We start from the raw sequence: 16,839 nt of genomic DNA on the forward strand, positions 1-16,839 counted from the left end.
AGATTTATGATCGCTTTAGCATGGCCAATTGTAAATACTTCTCATGCAAATTTTTGATATTATTTATTAATTCATCCAGATTCCCATCGTTTATCAGTAAATCATCTGCAATTGCTTTTCGCTCTTCGATACTGGGTTGAGACGCAATAATTTTTTTTGCCTGGGCGACATCACAGTGATCCCGGGCAATGACCCGGGCAATTTGCACTTCTTCATTGGCTATAAGTGCTAATATTCGATCCAGATAGGGATAGTTATTTCGATCTTTTAATAAAGGGATCTCGATAACGCTGTAAGTGGTTGAATTATGCCAGGCTATGCGCTCTGCGATTGTTTTTTGAATCAGAGGATGGAGTAAGGCTTCCAGCCAAAGCCTCTCTTTTGCATCGTCAAATATTATCCTTCGTAATGCGGCCCGATTCAATTCATTGCCGGCCGTGATTACCGAAGGGCCGAAATGGGCCTTAATAGTTTCTAAAACGGGAGAGCCGCTTTGGGTTAATTCACGAGCGATATCATCGGCAATAATAATATTAGCGCCCAGTGATTTAAACAAATTTATAACGGTTGATTTGCCGCTGGCAATATTCCCGGTCAAGCCAATGGTAAACATAGAGGCCCTCAATCAATATTGCTGATTAATATTTCTGCAAGTTAACAAATTAACATAGCAGGTTTCCGGAACTTTACTATGATTTCGACAATACTCTTTTGCAGAAAATACCGCGTCATCACGATGTCGATAATAAATACTTAACCAGGCTTGCGCTTCATCATCGAGTGCTGTGCACTGCCACAAAGGGCTTAGCGAATGCCCATCGGCAAAACCATCGCAGTTAGCGCGTGTCGCTTTACAGGTCAGCGGGAACTGACTTTCCTTTTTACAGGAATCAAATGCCTTGTTTAATGCGGTCAATTCATAATTGCTAACGGCCAGCCATTCTTTTTTTGTTTGATCATAAACACGGCATTTCCAGTTTTCTTCTGTATTTCCTGGCTGGCTGAAAGCAAAAGGACTCAATATAAAAAGAAGCACAAGAATTGAAGCATTGTATATTTTTATCATCATCTAGCCTTATAACGGATCAAATCAAGAAGTTCATCCCGATTCATGGCTTTGGCGAAGTACCAGCCCTGCATCCAGTATACTCCTTTATCTAATAGATAATCGTATTGTTTTTTTGTTTCAACACCTTCGGCAATTATGGATAGTTTTAAGGTATTGGCCAGGTCAATAATCGCTTGGTTTAAACTTTCAGTTACGGCGCCTGTACCAATTGCCTGAATAAATAATTTGTCAATTTTAAGATAATTAAAAGGAAAATGTTGCAGATAATTGATACTCGCATGTCCCGTGCCAAAATCATCAATAGCAATAGAGAATCCCAGTTCCTTTAACTCCTGCATCTGTCTGATAATTTGTGGATTATCTTTATCTAAAAAGTCTCTTTCCGTTAATTCAAGAATAACTTGTTCCGGACGAATAGCTTTTGACTGACATAGTTCATAGAATTCTGAAAAGAAAGAAGGATGTCTGAAATGACGGGCAGAAAGATTAAATGCCAGATGAAAATCAGGATAAGTTACTAATAGTTCGCCTGTCTCATGAAGAGTATGTTCAATTAGCTGCCAGGTCAACGGGATAATTAAGCCCGATCGCTCGGCTTCTTCAATGAACAGGTCTGGCATGATAATTTCCTGCTCCGCAGTCTCCCAACGAATCAGTACTTCTGCTCCTAAAAATTTATTTTCATTAGAGTTCCAGATAGGCTGGTAAACCGGATGAAAATGCTGTGAACGAATTGCATTGTTGATAGCGTACTTCAATGAGAGACGATGGCTTATCAGATGAGAGAAGTATAAATAAAAAAGAAGAGATAAAAGGAGCAGACTAAGATTTAGAATAACTTCTTTCATTACAAAATAATTGCTTATTTGAGCCTGTTTTGCAAAAAAATCAAGATGAATATTACCAGCGTTTTTTATCTTTCTTTGTATATGAATTAATGAATGATTTTGCGTGCCAATTCTGGATAATACTCGCCCAGTCTCCTTATCGAATATATTAATTCCTGAAAAATTGTGATTTCGCTCCTCAATGAAATTGTTTACCACAGTTTCGAGCAGGAGTAGACCAATGGTATAATCATTAAGCCGCTTCTGTACCAAAAATGATTCGGCCATCCCTTTTCCAAACTTGTAAGGACCCGAGAATGAAGGGTTATATTGACTGAATTCAGGAAGGGTAATGGGTTCTTTAATGGTTGAACACAATAACTGATTTCTATTATTAGAGATTAGCAGTGCTGATATTAAGGGGTTGTTGAAAAGTTCCTGGTGAAGTTTTGGCAATAGTTTCTGGCAAAGATCCCGCGGACTTCCCATATAGCCAAATATTTCCAGATTAATAGAGATAAAATCATCAAATTCCTGGCTTATTTTATTGGCTTCGGCCATTAATTTGTTTTGATGCTGGATATGCAGTTGCTGCCAATGATAATAAAATGTGCCAATTAAAATAATGAGCGTAAATACAAGCCACAAAATAGTGAACCGGGTAAACAGGTTATTATAGCGATGTTGAGCAGCGTTCATTGGAATCTGTTAATTACAGTTCAGCGATAGGTAGCATAGATAGAGTTTAATGTGATTTCCGCCAATTTAACAATGGTTTCGTTGTCGCTGTTTAAAGGGGGAAGCCAATAAATGGTATCACCCATTGGTCTCAATAATGCTCCTTGTTTTAATGCCTGCTGATAAAAATAAAAACCTGTTCGACTGTGTTTGGGATTGGGAACCAGTTCGGCTGCTACCATCGCACCAATTGAGCGAACATTATGTAATTTATCAGTTTGTTTGGCGATCTCTTTAAAAAGGGAATGCATCATATGCCCCAGCCGGGTAGCTTGTTGCTCTGTATTTTCAAGCTGCATGGTTTTGATGGCAGCCAAGGCCGCGGCAACACCGATTGCATTTGCACTATGGGTATGCGAATGGAGAAAGGAGCGGCCTTTTTCATAGTCATGGTAAAATAATTGATAAATCTCATGATCAATCAGTACGCAGCTTAGGGGAATGGTTCCCCCGGTTAAGCCTTTGGAAAGGCAAATCATATCGGGTTGAATTCCGGAATGCTGAAAAGCGAACCATTCGCCTGTGCGGCACATTCCAGTCATAATTTCATCCACAATCAGGTAGATGTCATTCGCTTTTGCCCATTGCGCCAGTTTGAGCAAAAAATCAGCACTATAGCAGAGCATGCCGCCAGCCCCCTGAATAATTGGCTCTACGATTATCGCACAGGCAGTCGATTTTAATGATTCCAGAGAATCAAGAGTTTTATCCCAATAACCGCTGCAGTCAGTCCACAGGGGATCGTTGGAGCTGTTAACATAAGGAATCGACTGAATAAAGTGACAGCGCGGACCAATGCTTTCATAGGGCTGTTTGTAAATACCAAGATCGCTAACGCTTAAAGCACCTAATGTTTCGCCATGATAGGCATTTTTTAAAGCGATAAAGTCACGCTTTGCAGGGCTCCCTTTTAATTGAGAGGCATGTAAGGCAAGCTTAAGTGCGATTTCCACAGCGGAACTACCGTCACTGGCAAAAAATGAATGCTGCTTTCCACTTAGGAAAGCCAGACGTTCACCCAGCTCTGCAAGAGCTGTATGGGTGGTATTTGCAGCAATTACCTGCTCAAACTGTTCTAGTTGGTCTTTAATGGCAGATTGTATAGCAGGATGCCCATGCCCCAGGGATTTACACCACCAGCTGGAAATCGCATCAATCAATACGCCCTGATCAGTATAAAGATAACTTCCCCTGGCTTTATTCACCACTACAGGCCTGGACTGTTCAAAGTCTTTCATTTGCATGCATGGATGCCAAATGTGTCGTAAATCTTTATCGATGCAGTCTATGTTAACCATTTTAAAATCACAGGTTGACAATAAGGGCAAACACTTTATCATGCTGCGATTGATAATAAAATTTAATTTAATGGTGCTCACTGCCATTAAGTTAACTGTCTTCCCCGCGAAGGCGGGGATCCATCTCTGAGCCAGCTATAATGCCAACTGTGGAATGGATTCCCGCCTTCGCGGGAAGGACAAAGTTCCTTAACTTAAGGCAGTGACCGCAGGACTTGGTGCCTGACGGAGTTAATTCGCCGGTTTTAAATTTGAAGCCGGATAATACGTACTGAAAAAATAATAAAAGCGAGGTATTGAATGATGAGACCGGAAGCCGGCTGGAGCCTGGAAGAGGTGGCTGCTATCTACTCCCAGCCTTTTAATGATTTGATTTTTACGGCGCATCAGACTCATCGCCAGCATCATCCGGCAAATCAATTACAAGTGGCTACCTTACTGAGTATTAAAACAGGCGCCTGCCCTGAAGATTGTGGTTATTGCTCCCAAAGTGGTCACTATAAAACACATGTTGAGAAAGAAAAACTGATGAGTCTGGAGCAGGTGCTTCAGGCAGCCAGAGAAGCCAGGGAGGGCGGGGCCAAACGATTTTGTATGGGGGCTGCCTGGCGTTGCCCTCCAGAGAAAGCGCTTCCCCAATTGAAAACGATGATTGAGGAAGTAAAGGCATTGGGAATGGAAACCTGTATGACGCTGGGAATGTTAACTGAAGAGCAGGCGTCCTTTCTGAAAGACGCTGGACTGGATTATTACAATCATAACATTGATACGTCACCCTCCTATTATAACAAAGTGGCAACAACCCGCACCTTCGACGATCGTTTACAGACGCTCAGGCATGTGCGCGAGGCCGGGATTAATGTATGTTGCGGCGGTATTCTTGGTCTGGGAGAGACCAGGGAAGACCGTATTGAATTTTTAATGACTCTGGCAAACATGGAAATTCCACCCGAGAGTGTGCCCATCAATCGCTTAATCCCGGTCGAAGGAACTCCTCTTGCTAAAGCCAATCCTGCTGAAGGTATTGAATTGGTTCGTACTATTGCAACAGCTAGACTGCTGATGCCTGCAAGTATGATTCGATTGACGGCTGGAAGAACTGCAATGAGCGACGAGCTTCAGGCTTTATGCTATTTTGCCGGAGCTAACTCGGTTTTTGCTGGCGATAAATTACTTACTGAGGAAAACCCACAGAGGGCCAGAGATAAACAATTGTTTGAGAAGCTGGGCCTGGAAACCAGTCTTGCATGAAGCAAAAGATCAGTCTTTATCTGGATGAGATCAAAACGAAAGGATTATATCGCAGCCGGCATTTGTTTGAGCAAAGCGGATTTTGCAATTTCAGTTCAAATGATTATTTAAATTTAACCACCGATAAGCAAGTGAGAGCGGCGTTTCGGAGGGGGTTTGAACGATACCCTTCTGGAAGCGGCGCTTCTCAGGCGGTTTGCGGCTATCATCCAACGCATAAAATGCTTGAGAATGAATTTTGCCAGTTTATGCAAGTGGATTCTGCATTGCTATTCAGTTCAGGTTATGCCGCCAATCTGGCAGTGGTTTCAATGCTTGCAAAACTGGATACTCATTTGCTCATTGATAAGGGAGTTCATGCGTCATTTTATGATGGTATTAAGTATTCTGATGTTAGCTATAGTCGATTTTTGCACAATAGCAGAAGAGACTTACTCAACAAGCTAAACGGAATCAGTACCGGGGGAGTCATTATTTCCGAAGGCATTTTCAGCATGAGCGGGCAACAACCTGATTTAAAACAAGTTGCTCAAGATGCTCTGGCGCACAGTTATGAATGTATAATTGATGAGGCTCATTCATTTGGCGTTTTGGAAGATGCAGGACGGGGAGCCTCAGCATTTTATGGCTTAAGTCAAAAAGACATTGCCTTACGCATTATTCCCTTTGGAAAAGCGATGGGCGCTCAGGGCGCGATTGTTGTTGGACGCCATGAATGGATTGATGCTTTGTTTCATTCAGGCCGCTCCACAATTTATTCTACGGCGATCAGTCCGGCAATGGCATATGGTCTTTTACATTCACTGGAAGTAGTCAGCAAATCCAATGAAAAGCGTATTTATATTCGATTATTAGTAGATTATTTCCGAAGCCAAATCAGTAAGTCGCCTCTATGCTGGCGAGATTCAGAAACCCCAATTCAGCAATTGCAATTAGGCTGTCCCGAATTGGCAGCTTCCTTTGCTGCGCGCTTGCTTGAGCGTAAAATAATAGCCTTATCAATGCGACAGCCTACCGTATCACGCAAGGAAACTGGCTTGCGCATTGTGTTAAACGCCAGTCATCGTCAGGAAGACATTGATTATTTATTCGCCTGTTTACATGAATTCTATGAAAATCAATATTAATACAATCGGTAATCCAAAAAATCGACCTCTGGTTTTTTTTCATGGCTGGGGTTTTGATCATCGCGTTTGGTCTTCAACGGCTGCTTTATTACAGGATAAGTACAGGATTTTTCTGGTGGACTTACCCGGCTTTGGCCATACCAGTCTCATGTCATGGGATGAGTTTCAGCAAATGTTGCTTGAACATTTACCCCAGGAGTTTGCTATAGCAGGGTGGTCTCTGGGAGGATTATACGCGACCCGTCTGGCGCTTGAATCAGGACGGGTGAGCCATTTAGTAAATATCGCCGCATCGCCTTGTTTCCTAAAGAAAGAAGATTGGCCCGGCGTAAATCCACAGGTTTTAGAAAAGTTTCTTGCAAACCTCGAAACCCAGCCTAGAGAGACACTGGAGGATTTTGTAGTTCTACAGGCTCGGCGTAAGAGCAGCGTTTTACCAGAGACTTTGCCGGCAACGACTGCTTTGAGAGCAGGGCTTCAGATCCTGGAATCATGGGATTTACGAAAGCCGCTGGCATTGGCCAATTTTTCGATAGCGTATTGCTTTGGGCGACTTGACTCCATTACTCCCTTTGCTGTCCTCGAGGCTATGCAGGTACATTATCCGCAGTTTAATTATCATCTTTTTAAAAAATCAGCCCATATGCCATTTTTGTCGCAGCAGGAAGAATTTATTTATATATTGGAGGATTTCATTCAATGAAGTCTTATTTCATCACCGGAACGGATACTGATTGTGGTAAAACCTATGTGATCTGCCAGCTATTAGATTATCTGCATGGCCGCGATAAATCGGCCCTTGCTTTGAAACCGGTGGTTTCAGGCCGGGTACTTGAAAATGGCTGTGAGGTATACAGCGATTTAGTAAGGCTTAAGGAGCATAACCTCAAGTCTGAAATACCGATTAATGGCTGGCATTTTGCTTCGCCAGTTTCTCCTCATTTGGCGGCCGGCGCTGAAAATGTTATTCTGACCGCCGAAAAGATTGCAAACTTCTGTAAAAAAAAAGAATATACTCTTTTTGACTACCTTTTAATTGAAGGGGCTGGCGGGCTATTCGTTCCACTGAATGAACAGGAGTCCTGGATTGATCTAATCCGATTAATGAACATACCGGTTATTCTTGTGGTCGGCTTGAAATTAGGTTGTCTCAATCATGCGCTGTTAACGGATTCCGTCCTGCGTTCCAATCATTGTCCTGTCGCTGGTTGGATTGCGAATATCCTGGATCCAGAGATGCTTGAAATTGAAAAAAACATCACTACCTTAAAAGAGCGTCTGCAAATGCCGTACCTGGGCCGGACTGATTATCAGAAAGGTCTTCTATTGGATGGAAATAAAGATATGATCTGATTGTCTGTTCAGGCTCTAGTCCGTTATAATTGTAAAGATACGGGAGCCCATGATTACAGCTATGGGTTAATATATATGATTAAAGGGGAGTGGTCAGTTCCATTTCCCGAGGCACACCGATTTAATGGAGCGTATGATGCCAATTTATGAGTATGAATGTACAAGTTGCCATCATCATTTTGATTTGATGCAAAAAATAAGTGATACCCCAATCAGGCAATGTCCTCAATGTTTTGAGGATACCGCCGTAAGGCTTATATCCGCAGCAGGATTTCAGCTGAAAGGCAGCGGCTGGTATGTTACTGATTTCAAGAATAAAAATAAGCCGGCACAGAAAAAAGAGTCGTCCTCTGAAGGCTCGTCTGGAACCACAACAGAAAGCACTAAGGTAAAGGGTGAATCTGATTGAAATCCAAATCCCTGCGCAGCTTTATTCTTGCGGGCTTAGTTGTATGGTTACCCATTCTGGTAACCCTGGTAATACTACGATTCCTAATCGAGCTGCTCGATAGCACCATTGCTCTGCTGCCGCAGGCCTATCAACCTGAAACCCTGATTGGGATGAGGATTCCGGGCCTCGGTGTAATTTTATCTCTGGTGGTTCTGATTATTACCGGGATCATTGCCACGAACTTTTTTGGACAGCGTCTGGTGGGCTGGGGCGAAGCCGTTCTGGCTCGTATCCCTCTGGTTCGTTCGGTTTATACCGCCGCAAAACAAGTCATTCAGGCTATTTTTGCCAGCAACAGCCAGGCGTTCAGGAAAGTCATGTTAGTTGAGTATCCCAGGAAAGGCTTGTGGAGTCTTGCGTTTCTGACTGGCTCGACAACGGATGAGCTAACCGCTCATTGCGGACAGGACATGCTTTCTTTATTTATTCCAACCACACCAAATCCCACCTCTGGTTTTCTGGTTCTGGTTCCTAAAAAAGAAGTGATTGAGCTTCAAATGAGTGTCGATGAAGCATTAAAATACATCATTTCTCTTGGCGTTATGCAGTCTTCGACTGCTGACTTTGTTAAACAATAGTTATAGAAAGGCGGCTCCTATGCGTTCACATTATTGCACTGAAGTAAATGAAACAATGATTGGGGAAACTGTTGCAATTTGTGGCTGGATTCATAATCGACGCGATCATGGGGGAGTTATCTTTCTTGATGTGCGAGATCGCTCCGGTCTTGTTCAGGTGGTTTATGAGCCAGAACTTTCTGATGTGTTTCAGGTTGCGGAAAAATTACGGCATGAATTCGTCGTGCAGCTCAAGGGTAAGCTTCGTCATCGTCCATCCGGGATGGTAAATGATAAAATGCTGACTGGACGAATTGAGATTCTGGGAACTGAATTACAAATTCTGAATCAGTCCGAGACCCCTCCTTTTCTGCCTGATGAGTTTCAGGTGGTTAATGAAGATCTGCGCTATCGTTACCGTTATATTGATTTACGCCGTCAGGATATGCAGGACAATCTGATTATCCGACATAAAATGAATCGTGCGATTCGTGATTATTTAAACGAACAGAACTTTATTGATATTGAAACGCCTATGCTGACCAAGGCAACGCCGGAAGGTGCCCGGGATTATCTGGTGCCGTCAAGAGTTCACCCCGGCCAGTTCTATGCCTTGCCCCAGTCTCCGCAATTATTTAAGCAACTGCTGATGATGTCCGGCTTCGATCGTTATTACCAGATTGTACGCTGCTTCCGGGACGAAGATCTGCGAGCTGATCGTCAACCTGAGTTTACCCAGCTTGATATTGAAATGTCATTCATCGATGAGTCCACTATCCAGTCTCTCATTGAAGGAATGTTGAAAAAAGTATTCAAAGACTTGTTACAGGTTGAGTTACCCGAGATACTGCCCAGAATGAGTTTTGCTGAAGCCATGCGCCGTTTTGGCAGCGATAAACCTGACCTACGCATTCCTTTAGAGTTAATCGATATTGAAGATTTGGTTAAGGGATGCGAGTTCAAGGTTTTTGCTGAGGCCGCAGAGAATCCAAAATCGCGTGTAGTTGCTATGAAATTACCGCGGGGCTGTGAACTGACCCGAAAAGAGCTGGATGGTTATGCGGATTTCGTAGGCATTTATGGTGCCAAAGGGCTTGCTTACATTAAAGTTAACGATCGTAGTCTCGGCTATGAAGGGCTTCAGTCGCCAATCCTCAAGTTTTTAAATGAGTCTATTGTCAATGCCGTTCTCGACCGGGTTCAGGCACAAACTGGCGATGTGGTCTTTTTCGGTGCCGGCTCAAATAAAGTCGTTAATGAATCAATGGGCGCCTTGAGGGTTCGTCTGGGTCATGACAGACAATTGGTGCAGCCTGGCTGGCAATTGTTATGGGTTACTGACTGGCCCATGTTTGAAATGGATGAGAAAGAAAACCGCCTGCAATCGATGCATCATCCCTTCACCTCACCACAAAAGCTGGATATTGAGATGATGAAGAATAACCCTGAGCAAGTGCTTGCCAAGGCTTATGATATTGTGATCAATGGCTACGAGATAGGCGGCGGATCCATTCGTATTCATCAGTATGATTTCCAACAGGCTGTTTTCAGATTATTGGGCATTGATGAGCAGGAGGCCCAGGAGAAGTTTGGCTTTTTACTCGATGCACTTCAATACGGCTGTCCTCCGCATGGCGGAATTGCCCTGGGGATTGACCGCCTGGCCATGCTTTTGACTGATTCGACTTCTATTCGTGATGTGATTGCCTTTCCTAAAACGCAATCAGCATCCTGTTTGCTGACTAACGCACCAACGCCGGTGAATGAAATGCAATTGAATGAATTAGGAATTCGGCTTGCTCCAACGGCGAAAGCGAAGTGAAAAAGTGAGAGCTGATTTTAGCCCCTCTTCCTAATTCCCGTTGCGATTAAGTTAAGGGATTTTTTCTTATTCCTGCGCCGGCGTGGGCGTAAACCTAAGAGAAAATCCCCTCTCCCAAGTTTGGGAGAGGGCTAGGGTGAGGGTTGATTTTAACCCCTCTCTCTAACTCTCTCCCCCTGAGGGGGGGAGGAATTTAAGGGAAGAGAGATTAAAAGCTGTTATCCGAGCTTTAGCAGGTCGCGAAATCAAACTTAATTGGTACTATTAAGAACAATGTGGTACAATTTTGAATTAACTTGTCAATTTGCAGTGAGAAAATTGACTTTATTGATAAGAAGAAAGTGAAAAAAACTCTAATCTTGTTCATTACTGGTATTTTGCTAGCTTGTTCTGCCTTAAGTTTTGCGAATAGCAACGGCAGCAGTCAGCTCATTGAGTATTTAACTCAGGAAAAAAATAGCTTAACCCTTGCTATTGGCGAAGTAAAAACACTGCCGCCGCCAGGTAACCAGGATGAATATCAAAAAAGGTTGCAGGAAAATAACGCAACCATCGCATTAAATAAAGCCAAAATTACCAGTCTTGAAAGTTTTCTGATAAACCAGAAAAAGCTTCAGGCTGATTTTAGCCAACGCTTGAAACAATTACAGCAATTCCCATCAAGCCAGCTTCCGCAAATCAGTTCTCAGGAAAAGATTGAAAAAATCAATACATTAAATGATATCAATAAAAAAACGATTGATCTGATTAATGAAAATTTAAAACTCGCCAGACGTTATCAGGAGATTTTGCAAGTTCAGAAAGACCAGTTGGAGCTATGGAAATCAAAAGAACAGATGAATGACCAGCTTACCAATCTCCATGCTCAGGAAGATAAGCTGAATGATTCTTTGCAAAAGCTTTTTCAAAACAGTTTAAAATTACAGCAAGATATTAAAAGCAGCAGTAATTTTAAAGCGACCTATGGCCTTGAAGCGCGATTGCTTCTGAATAACCAGGTCATTAACCTGACTCAGCACAAAATTGCGGAATTAAATCTGCAGGGTAAATTGGCAAGAGCTGATTTCCTGCTGCTGAAAAGCCCTGATATTCGCACCCTGCAAACAGTGACTGAAATATATAAAAATATGATCAGTCAGTTATCTGAAATGGAGCAGTCGCTTAAGAAAATGGTTGTCATGTTAAAAAATGAACTTCCTCATCTTAATGATTCCAACTTAAAGCAGCAGTTTAATTCATTACTGCGAGTAGTTAATGCAAGAATTGCCGGTATCTCTATTCAGGAGGAAACGCTTCAGGAGGATCTCGAAAATCATCAGCAGGAACTTAAAAAGCAATTGGCGGTCAGGCAAAGTTTATCTGAGTACCGTATTGACAGCTGGCCTGAGATTCTTAAACAACTGGCGCATATTCCTACCCAATTTTACAATTATTGCAAGTCGCTTGCATTTAAGGCCAGGGATAACTATCTATGGCAGGATACTTTTCCTGCCGCGCTGTTGTGGATGGGGGTATGTGTTATTCTATCCAGCGCTCTGGCACTGGGCAGGGTATTGAAACGAAACAATGATAAAGAGCGCTCTCGTTTGTCAGGTCATCTCTATGACGGAGTTCTTAGCCTGTTTGAGAAAAACTTACCGCATCTGACGGTGTCTGCCATTCTGTTTGTGCTTCTTTATGGCAATTATGTTCCGTTTTCCAATTATCAGATGCTGTTCAATCTGTTACTGGTCTGGCTGACTTTCCGGACTCTTATTTTAATCGCCAGACGATCACTTCTGGAGCGGATCAGTGATTCTTCGGGCAAAGACGTGCGCTTGTATTATCGCTTCAAATGGCTGCTCATGGCTGGAGGATGGACTACTGCTCTGATGGTATTTAGTCATCAACTGCCGCTGGCAATCTTGATTCAGGATATATTCAACCGCCTGTTTATGCTATTTTTGTTAGCAGTATCCCTCGTTATCTGGAAGAGCAAGGATTTTATTTCGCATTTACTCCATCCTTTATTAAAGTCGAAGAAGAGATATCTGAGACATGCCATTGTATTGCTTGAGGTATTAATACCATTTACCGTCTTTACCACTGCTTCCCTGGGCCTTATTGGTTACATTAATCTGGCCTGGACAATGAGTATCTATCAGGTGCAGATCCTGATGATCATCACCGGGTATGTACTTCTCCGAGGGCTGATGTTTGATGCGCTGGAATTGTTGTCGGAATGGATGATCTCCAGTTTAAGAAATGGTTGGCTGTGGATTGAGGTGATTCTTAAGCCCATTGACAGAATATTAAGAATTATGTTGTTAATGACTTCTTTGTATGTGTTATTTCAACTGTTTGACTGGCATTCGGATTCACTAATTATCAGTAAGTTTTATCAATGGGGCGAGTATCCCATCGTTAATCTGTCCGGTATACGAATCACTGCTATCAGTGTGCTTGAATTTCTTCTTTTGTTTTCAATTTGTGCCTGGATTTCAAAATGGACCCGGGAATTTTGCTACCGCTGGCTCTATCGAGATGCCCGTGACGCGGGGATTAGAAACAGTCTTTCCGTTTTTACTCAATACGCGGTTATTCTGGTAGGCGGTTTTATCTCACTAAGAGTGTTGGGCCTGGATTTTAGCGGCATGTCAATGGTGATCGGGGGGCTGGCTGTCGGAATGGGTTTCGGCCTGAGGGATTTCGCCAGCAATATTGTAGGCGGCTTGATGCTGTTAATTGAGAGGCCAGTCAGGGAAGGAGACTTGATTACTCTTGGCGGCTATGAAGGCAAGGTGGCTCATATCGGTATTCGTTCGATGCGGGTGTCTTCCTGGGATAATATGGAAGTATTAATACCAAATGCTGAAACCTTTAATAAGCCGTTCACCAATTGGACCCATCAGGATAGTATTATCCGAACGGTAGTGCCTGTGAAAGTAAGTCGCGCCGATGATCCATGTCTGGTTCAAGCGCTTATTATGGAAGTACTGGCGACAATTCCGGAAATTGTTCCAGATCCACCTTGTCAGGTGTTTCTGAAGCAAATTGATGAAGCTCTGATTGAATTTGAAGTGCGTTATTTTATAAACGTTGAGTTCAACACGCGGGTTGAAATACGATCCAAAGTCCTTTTTGCCATTATGGCGAAATTCAAGGAAGCAGGAATTAAACCACCCATACCACCGATTACAGTCGAACTAAAAGAAAAAGAAACCGATTATGAGCCTTTCGTTATGCAAAAACGCGTTAAGCAGCGAGAGCGAGTTACTGACTCGCTGTAGTAGTATTGCTGGTTTGAGTTTTAGCCAGCTTGCCAGTTTAACAGGGTGCACAACCCCGCAAACAAAAAGCCAGAGAAAAGGCTGGACCGGCTTAGCTATTGAACTGGCTTTGGGGACAACGGCTGGCACTAAAGCGGTTCCTGATTTTGAGAGTCTTGGTATTGAATTAAAGACTATTCCTCTGAATGCACTGGGAAAGCCTGCTGAATCCACTTTTGTGACCAGTATATCCTTAACCAGCATTCACCGTGAAACATGGAAAGAATCCCAATGTTTTCAGAAGCTTCAAAGGGTTTTATGGGTGCCGGTTGAGGGTGATACTATGATTCCATTTGAGCAAAGACGAATAGGCAGCGGGTTCCTATGGTCACCTAATGAAGAGCAAGAGCGCATCCTCTCAGACGATTGGCATGAGCATTCTACAATGATTGGAATGGGGCGCCTTGAAGAAATTGATGCCTCCATGGGTGAATATCTTCAGGTTAGACCTAAGGCTGCTAATGCACGTTCCTTATGCGATGGATTTGATGCTGAGGGCAAAAAAATCCGAACCTTGCCCCGCGGCTTCTATTTAAGGGCCAGTTTTACTCAGCAATTGCTAAAATCTTTGTAGACAAACTCTTCATTTTGGTTGATAGTTCCGCTCGTGACAATTTTTTATCCATCTGTAGCGAGTTAATATGAAAAAAATACTAGTGGGGGTTCTCGGTTTATTTCTCTCTTATTCAGTAATCGCTTCGACATCAAAAACGGCTCAAAGTGATGCTGCAATTCAGCAAACTATTCTTGAATACATTAACAGTTATCGAGCGCAACACCATCGACCTCCTTTAAAGTTAGTGCCGCTCATTTCGCTTGAAGCCCAGCGTCATAGTTTGGAAATGGCAAGAAAGCAAATGTCATTCGGACATCAGGGATTTAATAAGCGGATTGATGTGGTGTACAAAAAAATCAAGCTGTGTCGGGGAGGCGCTGAGAATATTGCCTATATGAAAATTCCGGCGAGAGAAGTTGCCAGACGATGGACAGAAAGCCCGGGGCATCGGGCCAATATTCTTGGTAATTACAATCTGACCGGTATTGGTATAGCAAGAATTGAAGGGGGCTGGATATATTATACGCAAATGTTTATCCGCAGCGATGATCCGTCTTACCGTGGTTGAATTTTTTTGTGCCTCTCGTGCGTGCCCCATCTAATTTAAAAGAATAATATAAAGGTCTGAGTTAGTGGATTGTCAGAACCATTGCTCACAATGTTGATAAATTTATCTATAAGGAATGTAGACAATTAATGTATTTAATGGATACAAATGTTGTATCAGAAATAAGAAATGGTTCCAAAGCTAATATTAATGTTATATCGTGGGATAAAGCCGCATCTACGGCATCCTTATTTTTATCAGTAATCAGCATACTTGAGATAGAAATGGGGATTTTACAGAAGGAACGTGCTGATCCCTCTCAGGGAGCGATTTTGCGCACATGGCTTAATGCCCATGTGCTACCTGCCTTTGTAGATCGAATTTTAAACATAGATGTTGCAGTTGCACAACGATGCGCTAAGCTTCCTATACCTGATTGCCGGTCAGAAAGAGATGCATTAATTGCTGCGACGGCTTTAGTTCATGGATTGGTGGTTGTAACAAGAAATATAAAAGATTTCGAAGATTCAGGATTAGAGTTACTAAACCCATGGGAACCTCGATAAGAGGTTTTAATTGTCAGATTAAGTCAAAACTAATTCAATTAATACTAATTCAATTAATACCTATCTAAGTTAATCCAAATGTAATCCCTGAATAGTTTTTAGGGGTAAAAACAACTTAAAGTCGTTTTCAGGTAATGCTAAGAATCCATAATGCTTATAAAAATTTATGGCTTTATCATCTTTGGCATGAACCACTATGGCAACAATTCCTATTTGCTTTCCTACTGCTAAAGTTCGTTTCAAAGCATCAATTAATAGAAGCCCCCCTAATCCTCTTCCCTTATATTTTTCATCTACTGCCAATCTACCTATTAATACTCCAGGCAATACCGGATATTTTCCCAGCTTTTTAAGCAAAGAGATTGGCAAATCTCCAGGAAATATTCCTATCGTTGAAATTGAGTAATAACCTAAGACAACGTTACTTCCTTGTTCCGATAAGACATAAGTTACAGACATGTTTTTTTTAATGTCCTGACTTGCTTGAGTCTGCAAATAACGGTCAAGTTCATCTGTTCCGCAAGAAAAATATACCCGATTATGTTTATGCAATTGCTCAATTATATATTCTTGCTCTTCAATCATTTAGATTGAACACTTTTTTATAACGATTAGCTGCTTTAACCAAATTCTCATTTGGTTTGGGTGGATTTAATAATGCCTGTATAAAAATATCTCTATCCGCTTTCGTCAGATGAAGCTGTTCATATTCTTTAATTACGCGTTGTGCTGCTTCATACGCTGAATTCACAACAAAGTCTGTAAGACTAACACCTTTAAGTGAGGCAGCATCTTTTAAAACTGATTTTTTTGTCGAACTTATCCTAGCCTCTAAGCGTTCAACTTCATTTGAATGTTTGGAAACATGTGCCATACCGGATACTCCTTATTTATTAATTTAATTATACGGCAAACTGACGTATTTGTAAATTTTGCAATAATTGTAAGATTTGGAGACAATTCAATTCCAGATGATCGGTATTTCAAATGATTACAGTAGAGCTGGTCGATATTAAAATGTACACCATAGAGATGGGTGGTTTTTTCAAATATCATGGAAAATCGCTGTAGAAGGCCTTTTTTAGATTGATAGAGATCAAAAATGATATTTTCATTATCAAACAAATTAATTGTGCAGGATCCGAGTCAATTTTAGAAGAGATTAAAGAGCAAATATTAAGTACTCTTTCCACACATGAAAATTGCTTTTAAACCCTTTACACGGAAAGTTGTGAAACCTTATGTGCATTGATTAATAAGAAAAATACCCGCTTGAGCCAGATCAAACAAGCACTATATACGAAGATAAAGAACGTTTTGAAAGCATGATTATTCAGTATTGATGGGATACTTGGATGCAAGATAAAAA

At 42.0% G+C, this 16,839-nt stretch carries 17 protein-coding genes; 11 read left to right on the forward strand and 6 right to left on the reverse strand.

From position 1 onward, the window contains the following. Positions 1-4: 4 nt before the first annotated feature. Genes coaE through bioA form a run of 4 tightly spaced genes read right to left on the reverse strand, consistent with a single transcriptional unit; the run spans position 5 to position 3,932 of the window. Complete coding sequence (gene coaE / locus E1O89_RS10840; RefSeq protein ID WP_133140173.1) at positions 5-613, reverse strand: dephospho-CoA kinase; 609 nt, start codon at positions 611-613, stop codon at positions 5-7. 12 nt (positions 614-625) lie between these two features. After that, entirely contained in the window at positions 626-1,069 is a 444-nt protein-coding gene (locus E1O89_RS10845; protein ID WP_262337495.1) for a hypothetical protein, read from the reverse strand. Continuing rightward, positions 1,066-2,595: an EAL domain-containing protein gene (locus E1O89_RS10850; protein WP_133140174.1), complete on the reverse strand. Its 1,530-nt coding sequence runs from the start codon at positions 2,593-2,595 to the stop codon at positions 1,066-1,068. The genes E1O89_RS10845 and E1O89_RS10850 overlap by 4 nt, the downstream gene beginning before the upstream one ends. Positions 2,596-2,615: 20 nt before the next feature. Beyond that, a complete protein-coding gene (gene bioA, locus E1O89_RS10855; RefSeq protein WP_133140175.1) occupies positions 2,616-3,932 on the reverse strand; it encodes an adenosylmethionine--8-amino-7-oxononanoate transaminase in 1,317 nt (438 codons plus the stop codon). Between the two features lie 300 nt (positions 3,933-4,232). Here bioA and bioB point away from each other — a divergent pair, with 300 nt between their 5' ends. From bioB to E1O89_RS10910, 11 genes are all read left to right on the forward strand, one after another. Continuing rightward, entirely contained in the window at positions 4,233-5,183 is a 951-nt protein-coding gene (gene bioB, locus E1O89_RS10860; protein WP_133140176.1) for a biotin synthase BioB, read from the forward strand. Continuing rightward, positions 5,180-6,310: an aminotransferase class I/II-fold pyridoxal phosphate-dependent enzyme gene (locus tag E1O89_RS10865; protein ID WP_133140177.1), complete on the forward strand. Its 1,131-nt coding sequence runs from the start codon at positions 5,180-5,182 to the stop codon at positions 6,308-6,310. Before bioB ends, E1O89_RS10865 begins: the two co-directional genes overlap by 4 nt. Then, a complete protein-coding gene (locus tag E1O89_RS10870; protein ID WP_133140178.1) occupies positions 6,294-7,013 on the forward strand; it encodes an alpha/beta fold hydrolase in 720 nt (239 codons plus the stop codon). The genes E1O89_RS10865 and E1O89_RS10870 overlap by 17 nt, the downstream gene beginning before the upstream one ends. Continuing rightward, positions 7,010-7,663: a dethiobiotin synthase gene (gene bioD / locus E1O89_RS10875; RefSeq protein ID WP_133140179.1), complete on the forward strand. Its 654-nt coding sequence runs from the start codon at positions 7,010-7,012 to the stop codon at positions 7,661-7,663. Before E1O89_RS10870 ends, bioD begins: the two co-directional genes overlap by 4 nt. Before the next feature lie 136 nt (positions 7,664-7,799). Beyond that, positions 7,800-8,072 carry an FmdB family zinc ribbon protein gene (locus E1O89_RS10880; RefSeq protein WP_112219619.1) on the forward strand — a complete coding sequence of 91 codons (273 nt, stop codon included), beginning with the start codon at positions 7,800-7,802 and terminating at the stop codon, positions 8,070-8,072. Beyond that, positions 8,069-8,692, forward strand: a complete 624-nt coding sequence (locus tag E1O89_RS10885) for a DUF502 domain-containing protein (RefSeq protein WP_112219618.1) — start codon at positions 8,069-8,071, stop codon at positions 8,690-8,692. The genes E1O89_RS10880 and E1O89_RS10885 overlap by 4 nt, the downstream gene beginning before the upstream one ends. Positions 8,693-8,711: 19 nt before the next feature. Then, positions 8,712-10,493 carry an aspartate--tRNA ligase gene (aspS, locus tag E1O89_RS10890; RefSeq protein ID WP_133140180.1) on the forward strand — a complete coding sequence of 594 codons (1,782 nt, stop codon included), beginning with the start codon at positions 8,712-8,714 and terminating at the stop codon, positions 10,491-10,493. Between the two features lie 341 nt (positions 10,494-10,834). Next, a complete protein-coding gene (locus tag E1O89_RS10895) occupies positions 10,835-13,762 on the forward strand; it encodes a mechanosensitive ion channel domain-containing protein (RefSeq protein WP_262337496.1) in 2,928 nt (975 codons plus the stop codon). Further along, a complete protein-coding gene (gene mutH, locus E1O89_RS10900) occupies positions 13,701-14,375 on the forward strand; it encodes a DNA mismatch repair endonuclease MutH (protein ID WP_133140181.1) in 675 nt (224 codons plus the stop codon). Before E1O89_RS10895 ends, mutH begins: the two co-directional genes overlap by 62 nt. 67 nt (positions 14,376-14,442) lie before the next feature. Next, entirely contained in the window at positions 14,443-14,925 is a 483-nt protein-coding gene (locus E1O89_RS10905; RefSeq protein WP_262337497.1) for a CAP domain-containing protein, read from the forward strand. 128 nt (positions 14,926-15,053) lie between these two features. Further along, positions 15,054-15,470, forward strand: coding sequence for a type II toxin-antitoxin system VapC family toxin (locus tag E1O89_RS10910; protein WP_133140182.1), 417 nt, complete (start codon positions 15,054-15,056; stop codon positions 15,468-15,470). A 69-nt stretch (positions 15,471-15,539) separates the two neighbouring features. On the opposite strand, the gene E1O89_RS10915 is transcribed toward E1O89_RS10910, so the two are convergent. Beyond that, complete coding sequence (locus E1O89_RS10915) at positions 15,540-16,055, reverse strand: GNAT family N-acetyltransferase (protein ID WP_133140183.1); 516 nt, start codon at positions 16,053-16,055, stop codon at positions 15,540-15,542. Continuing rightward, positions 16,048-16,344, reverse strand: coding sequence for a DUF1778 domain-containing protein (locus E1O89_RS10920; RefSeq protein WP_133140184.1), 297 nt, complete (start codon positions 16,342-16,344; stop codon positions 16,048-16,050). The genes E1O89_RS10915 and E1O89_RS10920 overlap by 8 nt, the downstream gene beginning before the upstream one ends. Positions 16,345-16,839: the final 495 nt, after the last annotated feature.

Origin of the sequence: Legionella genomosp. 1 (assembly GCF_900640215.1) — a bacterium.
GTDB classification, from domain to species: domain Bacteria; phylum Pseudomonadota; class Gammaproteobacteria; order Legionellales; family Legionellaceae; genus Legionella_C; species Legionella_C quinlivanii_A.

Excerpts from the sequence above, each read along its gene's own strand:
- E1O89_RS10865 (WP_133140177.1), top strand. The coding sequence starts at position 5,180 with ATGAAGCAAAAGATCAGTCTTTATCTGGATGAGATCAAAACGAAAGGA.
- coaE (WP_133140173.1), bottom strand. The coding sequence starts at position 613 with ATGTTTACCATTGGCTTGACCGGGAATATTGCCAGCGGCAAATCAACC.
- E1O89_RS10845 (WP_262337495.1), bottom strand. The coding sequence starts at position 1,069 with ATGATGATAAAAATATACAATGCTTCAATTCTTGTGCTTCTTTTTATA.
- E1O89_RS10905 (WP_262337497.1), top strand. The coding sequence starts at position 14,443 with ATGAAAAAAATACTAGTGGGGGTTCTCGGTTTATTTCTCTCTTATTCA.
- aspS (WP_133140180.1), top strand. The coding sequence starts at position 8,712 with ATGCGTTCACATTATTGCACTGAAGTAAATGAAACAATGATTGGGGAA.
- mutH (WP_133140181.1), top strand. The coding sequence starts at position 13,701 with ATGAGCCTTTCGTTATGCAAAAACGCGTTAAGCAGCGAGAGCGAGTTA.
- E1O89_RS10915 (WP_133140183.1), bottom strand. The coding sequence starts at position 16,055 with ATGATTGAAGAGCAAGAATATATAATTGAGCAATTGCATAAACATAAT.
- E1O89_RS10910 (WP_133140182.1), top strand. The coding sequence starts at position 15,054 with ATGTATTTAATGGATACAAATGTTGTATCAGAAATAAGAAATGGTTCC.
- bioD (WP_133140179.1), top strand. The coding sequence starts at position 7,010 with ATGAAGTCTTATTTCATCACCGGAACGGATACTGATTGTGGTAAAACC.
- E1O89_RS10880 (WP_112219619.1), top strand. The coding sequence starts at position 7,800 with ATGCCAATTTATGAGTATGAATGTACAAGTTGCCATCATCATTTTGAT.
- E1O89_RS10870 (WP_133140178.1), top strand. The coding sequence starts at position 6,294 with ATGAAAATCAATATTAATACAATCGGTAATCCAAAAAATCGACCTCTG.
- bioB (WP_133140176.1), top strand. The coding sequence starts at position 4,233 with ATGATGAGACCGGAAGCCGGCTGGAGCCTGGAAGAGGTGGCTGCTATC.
- E1O89_RS10920 (WP_133140184.1), bottom strand. The coding sequence starts at position 16,344 with ATGGCACATGTTTCCAAACATTCAAATGAAGTTGAACGCTTAGAGGCT.
- bioA (WP_133140175.1), bottom strand. The coding sequence starts at position 3,932 with ATGGTTAACATAGACTGCATCGATAAAGATTTACGACACATTTGGCAT.
- E1O89_RS10850 (WP_133140174.1), bottom strand. The coding sequence starts at position 2,595 with ATGAACGCTGCTCAACATCGCTATAATAACCTGTTTACCCGGTTCACT.